Here is a 12,316-nt window from a genome sequence, read left to right on the forward strand (position 1 = left end):
CGCCCCGAATGCGCGCTTATGTTCCCGTATGCGCAGCGCGGACGCAGAACCCACCTGAGAAGTTGCTTTGAATCCGTCCCGCGGTGGCGTCGGTCATAGACAGCGGCTCGGGCGGCACAAAGGGTGGGGGATGAACGGAAGGAGTTCCTCACCTTGGAACGCACGGTCTCGGCGGCTGACGCCGTGCTCACGGCCCCCGGGACGGCCACGCCCCTGCTCGACGGCATGCCGCGCCAGCGCGCCGCACCGCTCCCCGTGGCCCCCTCCGCGCCTCCCGCTCCGGCCCCCGCCGCTCCCGCCGCGCGCCCGGGTGTGCGGCCCCAGGGACTCCTGCCGACCCTCGCGGACACCCCGTTCACCCTCGGATACGCGGCCGTCCTCGTCGTGACGTCCCTGTTCGCCCAGTACGCCGACCCCTCCCTGGTGCACACCCTGTACCAGGAGTCCAGCACCGACGTCGCCCATCTGGTGAGCAGCCCGGTGCTCGTGCTGGTCGCCAGCGCGCTGTGGATCGCGGGCGGCCTGACCTCGTCGTACGCGCTCCTCTTCCTGCTCGTGCTGCCGACGCTGGAGCGGCGGATCGGCGGCCCGCGCACCGCCGTCGTCTTTCTGCTGGGCCATGTCCTCGCCACCCTGGCCACCGAGGTCCCGGTCGGCCTGGCGGTCATGGCCGGCCATCTGCCGGACAGTTCACTGCACCGCCTCGACTACGGCATCAGCTTCGGCGTCGCGGCGAGCATCGGCGCGCTGGCGGGACTGCTGCCGCCGTGGGCTCGGTGGACGGTGCTCACGGTGTTCGGCGGGATACTGCTCGACGATCTGGCCCAGTTCACGGACCCCCTGAGCGACTGGGGCCATCTGCTGTCCCTGGCGATCGGCATGGGGACCTGGCCATGGGTACGCCGCTGGCAGTGGGCGGGCCGTCAGGACGCCCGCGCCCACGGCTGACTTCCTGGCGTCAACCGCCGCGCCCGGCCGTGCCCGGCCGTCTTTCTCGCGCTCCGCACCTCGCCCTGCGCTCGCTGTACGGGCTCCGCACGCCGTAGCCCCGACGGGCCGGGACACCGGGGGAGGCGCGGACGTGCCGAGGAGGCGCCGGGACACGGGGGGGCGCGGACGTGCCGAGGGGGCCGGGACACCGGGGGAGGTGGGGACGTGCCGAGGGGGCCGGGACACCGGGGGAGGTGGGGACGTGCCGAGGGGGCCGGGACACCGGGGGAGGTGGGGACGTGCCGAGGAGGCCGGGACACCGGGAGGCGCGGACGTGCCGACGCTGGTCCTGCCGGGAGCGGTGGGAGGAGCGCTGCGGGGAGTCCTCGACTTCTGCATCCAGTCTGAACTGGCGTTCGGCCCGCAGTGCCCATCGGCGGCCGCCGTCCGGCGAGGGGGGCGAGACCCCGTGTCCGGGACTGCTCCGACCCCGGTGCCGACGTGGTCGCGGCTCTCGTGCACAGCACGATCGGCGCCGGCCTGGCAGTGCTCTTCGGCGGGACGGGACAGATCAGCGGCTGGTACGCGGCCAGATCAGCGGCCGGTACGCGGCCATCGTCGTCGGCATCCCGGCTCCGGTGATCCTGACCCGGCTCCCCCGTGTCCAGGCGGTGAGCCAGGCGTTTGGCGGCGGGGGCGGCCAGGACACGGCCGCCGACCCCGGCGACATCGCCACCGTGCCGCCCGTGGCGGATCCCGAGACCTTGCCCGGTCCCGCTGCCGCCGCGGCCGTCGGCTCACCGTCGGCGCCCGCGTCGGCGCGGGTGGCGACGCAGCCGCTGCCCGGCGTACTCCGCCCGGACCCCGGGGCCGCCCGACCGCAACCGAACGGCCGGCCGGGCGATCCGGCGGTCGGGGCGGGTCGGGGCGGGTCGGGGCGGGTCGGGGCGGGCCGGGGCGGTCATGACGCCTCGCCCCGGGGCGGCCAGGGTGTCGCGCCTCGGCGGCCGGGGCTGTCATGACGAGCCCCTGGACCGTGAGCCGGCCGTCGGAGAGGAGGGGACGCCGTGACCGGGCGCCCCTCCGCCGGCCGCCGCGTCGCTGAACGCGCGTCGGACTGACGCGCACGGACGCCCGTCGGACTGACGCGCACGGACATCCGTCACCCCGCCCGACACCCGGAAATCGCAGACCATCGCGTGATCGCTCAGAGCGAACGTGCCCGGGGGAACAATGGGACCGTGCCGCGCATTGAGTCGGCATAGCTCAAGTTGACTGCCGAAGGGGAGATCATGGCTTCGATGCCCACATCGCTCACTCTGCCTGTGCTGCCGCTCGATGGCGAAGTCGTGCTGCCCGGCATGGTGGTTCCGCTGGACCTGAGTGACTCCGACGTGCGCGCGGCGGTGGAAGCCGCTCAGGCGGCCGCCCGGTCGGAGCCCGGAAAGCCCAGGGTGCTGCTCGTGCCCCGGATCGACGGCACGTACGCCACCACCGGTGTGCTGGGCACGGTCGAGCAGGTCGGCCGGCTCGCCGACGGTGACCCGGGCGCTCTGATCCGCGGCCGGAGCCGCGTGCGGATCGGCGCCGGGACCACCGGTCCGGGTGCGGCGCTGTGGGTCGAGGGGACCAGGATCGACGAGGACGTGCCGGACCCGCTGCCCGGACAGGTCACCGAACTCGTCAAGGAGTACAAGGCGCTCGCCGCCAGCTGGCTGAAGAAGCGCGGCGCCTGGCAGGTCGTGGACCGCGTCCAGGCCATCGACGACGTCTCCGCGCTCGCCGACAACTCCGGTTACTCACCTTTCCTGACCACCGAGCAGAAGGTGGAACTGCTGGAGACGGCCGACCCGGTCGCCCGGCTGAAGCTCGCCACCCAGCAGCTGCGCGACCATCTCGCCGAGCAGGACGTCGCCGAGTCCATCGCCAAGGACGTCCAGGAGGGCGTCGACAAGCAGCAGCGCGAGTTCCTGCTGCGCCGTCAGCTGGAGGCCGTCCGCAAGGAGCTGCGCGAGCTGAACGGCGACGCCAAGGACGGCGAGGAGTCCGACGACTACCGGGCCCGGGTGGAGGCCGCCGACCTGCCCGAGAAGGTCCGTGAGGCCGCTCTCAAGGAGGTCGACAAGCTGGAGCGGTCCAGCGACCAGTCGCCCGAGGGCTCCTGGATCCGCACCTGGCTCGACACCGTGCTCGAACTGCCGTGGAACGAGCGCACCGAGGACGCGTACGACATCCGGGGCGCCAAGGCCGTCCTGGACGCCGAGCACGCGGGCCTGGATGACGTGAAGGAGCGGATCACCGAGTACCTGGCGGTGCGCAAGCGCCGCGCCGAGCGGGGCCTCGGTGTCGTCGGCGGGCGGCGCGGCGGTGCCGTGCTCGCGCTCGTCGGCCCGCCCGGTGTGGGCAAGACCAGCCTCGGCGAGTCCGTGGCGCACGCCATGGGACGCAAGTTCGTCCGCGTCGCCCTCGGCGGTGTGCGCGACGAGGCCGAGATCCGCGGTCACCGGCGTACGTACGTCGGCGCCCTGCCCGGCCGGATCGTCCGCGCCGTCAAGGAGGCCGGCTCGATGAACCCGGTCGTCCTCCTCGACGAGATCGACAAGGTGGGCTCGGACTTCCGGGGCGACCCGGCCGCCGCCCTGCTGGAGGTCCTGGACCCGGCGCAGAACCACACCTTCCGGGACCACTACCTGGAGGTCGAACTCGACCTGTCGGACGTGGTCTTCCTCGCGACGGCGAACGTCCTGGAGGCCATCCCGGAGGCGCTGGCCGACCGTATGGACATCGTCCGCCTGGACGGCTACACCGAGGACGAGAAGGTCGTCATCGCCCGTGACCACCTGCTACCGCGTCAGCTGGAGCGGGCGGGCCTGGACAAGGCCGAGATCACGATCGACGAGAGCGCGCTGCGCAAGCTCGCCGGCGAGTACACCCGCGAGGCGGGCGTACGAAACCTGGAGCGGTCGATCGCCCGGCTGCTCCGCAAGGTCGCGGCCCAGCACGAACTGGGCGAGAAGGACCTGCCCTTCACCGTCCGGGACGAGGACCTGCGCGAGCTGATCGGGCGTCCGCACCACGTGCCCGAGTCCGCCCAGGACCCGGCCGAGCGGCGGACGGCGGTCCCGGGTGTGGCGACCGGTCTCGCGGTCACCGGCGCGGGCGGTGACGTGCTCTTCGTGGAGGCGTCCCTGGCCGACCCGGAGACGGGCGCGGCGGGCCTGACCCTCACCGGTCAGCTCGGCGACGTGATGAAGGAGTCCGCGCAGATCGCGCTGAGCTTCCTGCGCTCCCACGGCGCCGAACTGGAGCTGCCCGTCGGCGACCTGAAGGACCGGGGTGCGCACATCCACTTCCCGGCGGGCGCGGTCCCGAAGGACGGCCCGAGCGCGGGCATCACGATGACGACCGCGCTGGCCTCGCTGCTCTCGGGCCGCCTGGTCCGTACGGACGTGGCGATGACGGGCGAGGTTTCCCTGACCGGCCGGGTACTGCCCATCGGCGGGGTGAAGCAGAAGCTGCTCGCCGCGCACCGGGCGGGTGTCACGACCGTCATCATCCCCAAGCGCAACGAGGCCGACCTGGACGACGTCCCGGCCGAGGTGCTGGAGAAGCTCGACGTGCACGCCGTCACGGACGTCCGTCAGGTCCTGGAGCTGGCGCTCGCGCCGGCCACCAGCGACGCGACGCCGGAGGTTCCGGTGGCGGCGTGACACCCAGAGATTCCGGTGGCGGAGTGACGGACGCTCCCGGATGACCGGAGGCCCGGGTTTCGTGAGGGAGGCCCGGGCCTTCGTCGTGCCTGAAGGGGGGCCGGAGGCTGCCGTTGGTCTACGCCTGCGAAATACTGGCGGAGCTGCGGCAATGGGTGAGATGTGGCAGAAACTTTCAGGATCGGACAACCGGGGCAGGGGTGCTGACGTGCACGAGGACTCACACGGCGAGGAGTGGCCGGCCCGATCCGGGCTCTCGGGCGGCGGTGCGGACCAGGAGTTCCTGTCGCTGGAGCGCGAGCTGACCGTGTTCCTGCGGCGCGCCCGCGCCAGTCAGGGTGAGATGGCCCGCGAGGTCCACCCGGATCTGGAGACCGCCGCCTACGGCCTTCTCGTACGGCTCGACGAGTGCGGCCGCCAGCGCGCCACGGCACTCGCCGCCTACATCGGAGTCGGCAAGGCCACGATGTCCCGCCAGCTGCGCGCCCTGGAGGACCTCGGTCTCGTCGCCCGGGAGCCCGACCCCGCCGACGGCCGTGCCTGGCTGGTCCATCTCACCGAGGAGGGCCGCAGCCGCGTCGGCCGGGTCCGCGAGGCCCGCCGTGCCCGCTATGTGCGCCAGCTCGCCCACTGGGACCAGCGCGAGGTGGCCGAACTGGCCCGGCTGCTGAACCAGTTGAACCGAGGCATGGAGAAGTAGGCGACGGCCCGGGGGCCGCTTCACAGGCCCGCGTACACCACCGTCGCGTCGTCGTGCGTCTTGCTGCGGCCCAGGTGCTCCCGCCGCTCCCGGTCGGCGTCCTCCAGGGCCCGTACGCGCTCCACGAGCGCCGCCGCCCCCTCCTTGCGCACGAGCGTGAACAGGTCCGTCCAGTCGCCCTGGCGGAACTTCTCCGTCCAGCGGGTCGCGCCGTCCGTGAGGGCCACAAGAGTGCGCACCGCCGTGCGCGGTAGCTCGCCCGTCACCGCCCGGGCCGCGACCGAGGGGTCGGCGGCCGCCGTGAAGAAGCCGCCCTCCTTGTTGCGGACCGTGGCGTCCGCGATCGCGTCCGAGGCCAGCGAGGCCCGCGGGACGCGGGCGAGCCGGTCGTCCAGCAGGGCGGTGACCGTGCCGTCGGGGGCCTCGGCCAGCAGCACCGAGTCCGAGAGCACCAGGTACTCCACCGTGGCCTCGGACCAGCGTGCGAGGACCACGGTCGCCTGCGGCGTGCGCGGGTGAGAAAGGTCACAGGTGGCCGCGTGGCCCTCGGCGGTACGGCGCAGGGCCTGTGTGAGGACCTCCGGCAGGGGCAGATCCCGCCGGGAAACGGACAGTTCGGTCAGTGCCCCGCCGAGTCGTGCGCAGAACCAGTGGACCGAATGAAGACACCCGTCGTCGCCCGCAGGCGGAGTCACCCCGTCCAGCACGACCAGCGCTCCGCCCTGTCCTGAAGCCGGAACGGAGAGTGCGGCGAAGTCCTCATTGGGGCGGGTCGCCTCGCCGGGCTCGGAAATCAGTTCCATACGCATCCGGCCAGTCTGCACCAGCCCTTCACAAGGTCCACGAAAGGCTGGCAACGACCGTGGAATCGGTGCGACGGACCAGGTCAGGCGCCTGGTTTGGCATGGAATGATCGACTCCGGTGAAGCGTGGTGGCGAATACTGCCAAAGCGTGCCGCCGACGTCCAACCGGCCCGCCATACGGGCCACTCGCACGGGCCACAGGAACTTGCCCGCCAACTCCCCGGCGATGTTCACTCCTTCGGGTGGCGGGTCAGGCGAAGTGAGACCTCTGTGCATCGCCACTGGGAGGGTCGGAAGCCGTCGTACCGGGTCGACGTCCCCGATGACGGACCGTCACCCGGCCATGGGTACACGAGTCAGGAATGCGAGCACCGGTGCAGAAGACGCGGCCTCGGCGCACAGGCAAGCAGACGGCCACCGAACGGGGTGTCTCGTCCGGGTCCACGGGCAGCGGCCGTACCGCCCACGTGCGCACTCGGCTGATCGTCGCGGTGGCCGTGGTCGCCGCCGCGATCGCGGGCGCCGGGGCGCCGAGCGTCGTCGCCGCCTCCGGGCAGCTGAACGACTCCCAGAACCTCGTGACGCTCGCCGAGCAGACCCAGGACGCCCTCACCCTCGCCCACGCACTGGCGGACGAGCGCGACGCGGTCACCACGTATGTGGCCGCGGGGCGCCCCAAGTCGCAGACGCCGGCCGAGCAGCAGAGCGCCCGCGTCGACCGGGAGATCCAGGACCTGCGTGCCGACCAGGACCTCCCCGCCGCGCTGGGCAAGGACCTCGACGACGTCGGCTCCGTACGGCGAGCGGCGCTCGTCGGCAAGAGCAGCGCTCTCGATGTGCACCGGGCGTACTCCGCCGTGATCACCGAGCTGCACGCCCTCGCCGACCAGCTGGCCGGGAAGATCCCGCCCCGCGCGGGCTCCGGCGCCTACGCGCTGGCCGAGCTGGACACCGCCGTGCAGCAGTCCGCCGCCGCCCGCGGACTGCTCCTCGCGGCCCTGAACGTCCCGCACTCCACCCGGACCGTCATCAGTCCCATCACCGGTCTGCCGACCACCGTCAGCGGCTCCTCGACCGCCGACATCAAGCAGCGCGACGCGCTCACCGCCGCCGCCCAGCAGGCCGCCGTACGCTCCGACGCCGCCGTGGCCGACTTCCACGACAACGCGACACAGACCGCCAAGTCCTCCTACGACTCCACGGTCACCGGCCCGGAGGTCACCTCCGCCGAGAAGTACCTGGCCGGCCTCACCGACCAGCCCACCCTCTCCGACAGCGACCTCGCCCTCAGCACCAAGAAGGTCGACGCGGCCCTCTCCGCCCGCGTCGACCTGATGCGCGGCGTCGAGTCCTCGCTCTACGAGAGCCGGAGCAAGGACCTGGCGCAGCTGCGCGACGACGACGTCACCGCGCTGGAGATCCGGATCGCCGTCCTCGGCGCGCTGATGCTCGTAGCCGTGGGCGTCGCCATGGCCATGGCCCGCAGCCTCACCCGCCCGCTGGCCGTGCTGCGCCTCGGCTCGGCCCGGGTGGCCGCCGACCCGGCCGGCCAGGAACCGGTGAAGTTCACCGGACGCAACGACGAGTTCGCCCAGGTCGTCCGTTCCGTCAACGCCCTGCACGCGCACGCCGTCGCCCTTCAGGAGCGCCTCGGGACCCTGGAGACCGACCGCAAGCACCTGGTCGGCCAGCGCCAGACCATGGCCGACGAGCGCGCCGCGCTGCGCGCCCAGCTCGACGAGGCCTCGGGTCACCTGGAGCAGGTCCGGCACAGCATCAACTCCACCTTCGTGAACCTCGCGCTGCGCACCCTCGGCCTGGTCGAGCGGCAGCTGGCCGTCATCGAGGGCCTGGAGGAGCGCGAGCAGGACCCCGAGCGGCTCGCCACCCTCTTCCGGCTCGACCACTTCGCCACGGTGATGCGCCGCCACAGCGAGAACCTTCTGGTCCTCGCCGGCGCCGAACACGTCCAGCAGCACGCCGGACCGGTGCCGCTGGTGGACGTGGTGCGGGCCGCGGTCAGCGAGATCGAGCGGTACGAGCGCGTCCGGATCGCCGCGCTGCCGCCGCACGCGCATGTCGCGGGCTTCGTCGCCGACGACCTCTCGCACCTGGTGGCCGAACTGCTGGAGAACGCCGCCTCCTTCTCGCCGCCGGACGTCACCGTGGAGATCTCCGGCTGGCTGCTGGAGAGCGGCGAGGTGATGCTCTCCGTCCAGGACGAGGGCATCGGCATGACCGGCGAGCGGATGAGCCGGCTCAACGCCCGGCTCGCCGACTTCGATCCGACCGAGCCGTACGACCAGGAGGGCGGCGAGGGCCTCGGGCTCGGCCTGTACGTGGTGGCCCGCCTCGCCCACCGGCACGGTGTCCGCGTCCACCTGCGCGAGCAGAAGCAGGGCGGTGTGGCGGCGGTCGTCGTCCTGCCGAAGACCCTGCTCGCCGCGGCCCCGGCGGCGGCCGTACCCACGGCGGGGACGGGCCCGGTGCCGGGCGGCGCGGCCGCCGTCTCCCTGCCCGGCGCCGACGCGGAGGCCAACTCCAACGTCCTCACCGGTCGCACCCGGATCACCGTCCAGGAGCCGCGGGGCGACGAGGACCCGCTGATCGCGGCGGCGGAACAGGCCGTGCAGGCCGTGGGGGACGAAGAGACCGCACCCGGCGAAGGCTTCGTACGGGACGAAGAGGCCGTACGGAACGAAGAAGCCGTACGCAGCAAGGATGCCGTACCGAACGCGGAAGCCGCACGGAACGACCTGCCCGTGCGGGGGTCCGCCGTCGCGGCCCAGGAGTTCGCGGCCCTGTCCCCGGAGCCCCTCGTCGAGACGACGATGGAGCTGCTGCTTCCGTCCCCCCGGGCGGAGCAGCCCGCGCCCGACGCCGGTGCCACCGGCGGGCCCGCCGCGGACCCGTACGCCATAGGGCCCGACTCCCACGAACGCACCGTCGACGAGGGAGAGCCCGCGGCGTCCCCCGCCCCCCAGGACCCCGCGGACCCCGAGGCACCCCGGCTCACCGCCAAGGGCCTGCCCAAGCGCACCCCGAAGATCTCCGCGCCCGCCCCGGCGCCCCGTCCGCGGGCCGGCGGGGTGGACGCCGACGCGCTGCGCCGCAGGCTCGGCGGTTTCCACCGCGGCGCCGCGCGTGGCTACCAGCACGTCGAGGCGGAGATCGCCGAGAGGACGGGGGAGAACAGGGCGCCCGCGCAGCGCCCCCCAGCACCACCTCAGAACGCAACACCCGGGACCGCACCGGACGTTGATCCATCGGGGGGCACAGTCGAGGAGGCAAGCAGTTGACCGCGCCCAGTACCTTCGGACTGAGCAGTGAGGCACGCAACCTGCACTGGCTGCTGACGAACCTCGTCGAGGAGGTGCCGGGACTGCTGTCGGTCGCGGTGGTCTCCTCCGACGGCCTGCTGCTCCTCTCGTCCGACCCCGGCCGCAACGCACAGGCCCGCGCGGGCCGCGCCGACAAACCCGGCGGCCCCAGGGGGTCGTCGGCCGACCTCGCCACCGTCGTCTCCGGCATCGGCAGCCTCACCGTCGGCGCCGCGAAGCTGATGGACGTCGGCGGGGTCCGGCACACCATGGTCGCCATGGACGAGGGCAGCCTCTTCGTGATGTCCATCAGCGACGGCTCGCTGCTCGGCGTGCACGGCTCCGCGGACTGCGACATGAGCGTGGTGGCGTACCACATGGCGCTCTTCGTCGGCCGCGCCGGACACGTCCTGACGCCGGAACTCCGCAGCGAACTGCGCAAGTCCCTAGAGGCCCAGTCGACGGGGAGCGCCCGATGAGCAGTGCACCGAAGAAGCTTCCTGTGCGCGGCGGCGACCGCAAACCCGCCCGCGTACGCCCCTACTCGCTCACCGGCGGCCGTACCCGCTTCGGGCATGTGCTGCTGGTCGAGACCTTCGTGGCGGCTCTGGAGGCCCCCGAAGAACGCCGTGAACTGACCAATGGTTCACTGGCCACCCGAGTGATGCCCGAGATGCGGGCCATCGTCGAACTCTGCCGTCGTATGCGCACGGTGGCCGAGATCGCGGCGCTGCTGAAGATGCCGCTCGGGGTGGTCCGCGTGCTCCTCAGCGACCTCGCGGACCAGGGAAAGATCCGTGTGTACGGAACCGGTCACGGCCCCGGACAGCCTGACCGCGCTCTGCTGGAAAGGGTGCTGAGTGGACTCCGTCGTCTCTGACGCCTCCCCGGGCGTCTCACCGCTCCCCGTCGACCTCGACGAGCAGGAGCACCTCCAGGCCTGGCAGACGGACCGCACGCGTGCCCCGATCGCCACGAAGATCGTGGTGGCGGGCGGCTTCGGTGTCGGCAAGACCACCCTGGTGACCGCCGTCTCGGAGATCACGCCCCTCCAGACGGAGGCGCTGATGACCGAGGCCAGCCAGGAGACCGACGATCTCACCGAGACGCCGGAGAAGCTCACCACCACGGTGGCGATGGACTTCGGCCGTATCACCCTCGACGACGACCTGGTGCTCTACCTCTTCGGCACGCCGGGCCAGCAGCGGTTCTGGTTCATGTGGGACGACCTGGTGCGCGGCGCGATAGGCGCGGTGGTGCTGGCCGACACGCGCCGGCTCGCGGACTGCTTCCCGGCCCTCGACTACTTCGAGAGCAGCGGCCTGCCCTACGTGGTCGCGGTCAACCACTTCGACGACAGCGAGTGGTTCGAGCCCGAGGACGTGCGCGACGCCCTCACGATCCCCGCACATATACCTGTCATGATCATGGACGCGCGGCGCCGGATCTCGGCGATCGAGACCCTCCTGGCCCTGGTCGGCCACGCGCTCGACGTCACCCCCGAATGAGGGAGCGTCTTATGGATCTACGCGGTGCCGCTGGATCTACGCGGTGCCGCGCTGATCCATAAGACTCCCCCTCGTCCCGATAGGAGCACCACCCGCATGCGGAAGATACTCGTCGTCGGAGCCGGCCAGTCCGGACTCCAGCTCGCCCTCGGCCTCCAGTCGCACGGGTACGAGGTCACCCTGATGTCCAACCGGACCGCGGACGAGATCCGCACCGGCCGGGTCATGTCGACGCAGTGCATGTTCCACACGGCGCTTCAGCACGAGCGCGATCTGCAGCTGAACTTCTGGGAGTCCCAGGCCCCGAAGATCCAGGGGCTCGGTGTCTCCGTGGCGGGTCCGGAGTCGCAGCGTGTCATCGACTGGGTGGGCAGGCTCGACGGCTACGCGCAGTCGGTGGACCAGCGGGTGAAGATGGCCGGCTGGATGGAGACGTTCGCGCAGCGCGGCGGCCAGCTGGTCATCCACGGCGCGGCGGTCTCCGACCTCGACTACTTCTCCCGCACCTACGACCTGGTGCTGGTGTCGGCGGGCAAGGGCGAACTGGTCTCCATGTTCGGCCGCGACGCCTCGCGCTCCCCGTACAGCGAGCCGCAGCGCGCCCTCGCGGTCGCCTACGTCCACGGTATGGGCCCCCGCCCGGAGCACCCGGACTACGACGCGGTGCGCTGCAATCTGGTGCCGGGCGTCGGCGAACTGTTCGTCATGCCGACCCTGACCACCTCCGGCCGCGCCGACATCCTGTTCTGGGAGGGCATACCCGGCGGCCCGCTCGACGTCTTCAAGGGCGTCAAGGACCCCTCCGAGCACCTCGCCCTGACCCTGGAGCTCATGGAGCGCTTCACCCCCTGGGAGTACGCGCGGGCCACCAAGGTCGAGCTCACCGACGCGAACGGCACCCTCTCGGGCCGTTACGCGCCCACCGTCCGCAACCCGATCGGCCGCCTCCCCGGCGGCGGGCTGGTCCTGGGCGTGGCGGACGTGGTCGTCGCGAACGACCCGATCACCGGTCAGGGCTCCAACTCGGCCTCCAAGTGCGCCGCGAGCTACCTCGCCTCGATCCTCGAACACGGCGACAAGGAGTTCGACGAGGTCTGGATGCAGTCCACCTTCGACCGCTACTGGGACGTGGCGCAGCACGTCACCAAGTGGACGAACGCCATGCTCGGCGTGCCGCCGGAGCACGTCCTGAACCTGATCGGCGCGGCGGGCTCCCTTCCCCCGGTGGCCGACCGCTTCGCCAACGGCTTCAACGACCCCGCCGACTTCGAGAACTTCTTCTACGACCCGGAGCTGACGGAGAAGTACCTGGCCTCGGTCGCCGGGGCCTGATCGGCCTCCGGC

9 protein-coding genes are annotated in these 12,316 nt (G+C 72.1%); 8 read left to right on the forward strand and 1 reads right to left on the reverse strand.

Annotation, left to right across the window (positions count from 1 at the left end; genetic code table 11):
- The first annotated feature begins 153 nt into the window (after positions 1 to 153).
- The 3 genes from ACFY2Z_RS20865 to ACFY2Z_RS20875 all read left to right on the forward strand — a co-directional run bounded on the left by ACFY2Z_RS20865 (position 154) and on the right by ACFY2Z_RS20875 (position 5,340).
- Positions 154 to 948, forward strand: coding sequence for a rhomboid-like protein (locus ACFY2Z_RS20865; protein ID WP_390745587.1), 795 nt, complete (start codon positions 154 to 156; stop codon positions 946 to 948).
- A 1,274-nt stretch (positions 949 to 2,222) separates the two neighbouring features.
- Positions 2,223 to 4,640, forward strand: a complete 2,418-nt coding sequence (gene lon, locus ACFY2Z_RS20870; RefSeq protein ID WP_390745588.1) for an endopeptidase La — start codon at positions 2,223 to 2,225, stop codon at positions 4,638 to 4,640.
- Positions 4,641 to 4,848: 208 nt separating this feature from the next.
- On the forward strand, positions 4,849 to 5,340 hold the full coding sequence (locus ACFY2Z_RS20875; protein ID WP_390745589.1) for a MarR family winged helix-turn-helix transcriptional regulator: 492 nt from the start codon (positions 4,849 to 4,851) through the stop codon (positions 5,338 to 5,340).
- A 20-nt stretch (positions 5,341 to 5,360) separates the two neighbouring features.
- Here ACFY2Z_RS20875 and ACFY2Z_RS20880 read toward each other — a convergent pair whose 3' ends face one another.
- Complete coding sequence (locus ACFY2Z_RS20880; RefSeq protein ID WP_390745590.1) at positions 5,361 to 6,149, reverse strand: protein phosphatase 2C domain-containing protein; 789 nt, start codon at positions 6,147 to 6,149, stop codon at positions 5,361 to 5,363.
- 369 nt (positions 6,150 to 6,518) lie between these two features.
- Between ACFY2Z_RS20880 and ACFY2Z_RS20885 the strand changes: the two genes are divergently transcribed.
- The 5 genes from ACFY2Z_RS20885 to ACFY2Z_RS20905 all read left to right on the forward strand — a co-directional run bounded on the left by ACFY2Z_RS20885 (position 6,519) and on the right by ACFY2Z_RS20905 (position 12,304).
- A complete protein-coding gene (locus ACFY2Z_RS20885) occupies positions 6,519 to 9,443 on the forward strand; it encodes a nitrate- and nitrite sensing domain-containing protein (protein ID WP_390745591.1) in 2,925 nt (974 codons plus the stop codon).
- On the forward strand, positions 9,440 to 9,943 hold the full coding sequence (locus ACFY2Z_RS20890) for a roadblock/LC7 domain-containing protein (RefSeq protein WP_390745592.1): 504 nt from the start codon (positions 9,440 to 9,442) through the stop codon (positions 9,941 to 9,943). The genes ACFY2Z_RS20885 and ACFY2Z_RS20890 overlap by 4 nt, the downstream gene beginning before the upstream one ends.
- Positions 9,940 to 10,344, forward strand: coding sequence for a DUF742 domain-containing protein (locus ACFY2Z_RS20895; RefSeq protein ID WP_355911340.1), 405 nt, complete (start codon positions 9,940 to 9,942; stop codon positions 10,342 to 10,344). Before ACFY2Z_RS20890 ends, ACFY2Z_RS20895 begins: the two co-directional genes overlap by 4 nt.
- A complete protein-coding gene (locus tag ACFY2Z_RS20900; protein WP_390745593.1) occupies positions 10,325 to 10,972 on the forward strand; it encodes an ATP/GTP-binding protein in 648 nt (215 codons plus the stop codon). Before ACFY2Z_RS20895 ends, ACFY2Z_RS20900 begins: the two co-directional genes overlap by 20 nt.
- Before the next feature lie 96 nt (positions 10,973 to 11,068).
- A complete protein-coding gene (locus ACFY2Z_RS20905; protein WP_390745594.1) occupies positions 11,069 to 12,304 on the forward strand; it encodes a styrene monooxygenase/indole monooxygenase family protein in 1,236 nt (411 codons plus the stop codon).
- The last annotated feature ends 12 nt before the right edge of the window (positions 12,305 to 12,316 follow it).

The sequence above is a fragment of the Streptomyces sp. NPDC001222 genome, assembly GCF_042896945.1.
Lineage (GTDB): Bacteria > Actinomycetota > Actinomycetes > Streptomycetales > Streptomycetaceae > Streptomyces > Streptomyces gibsoniae.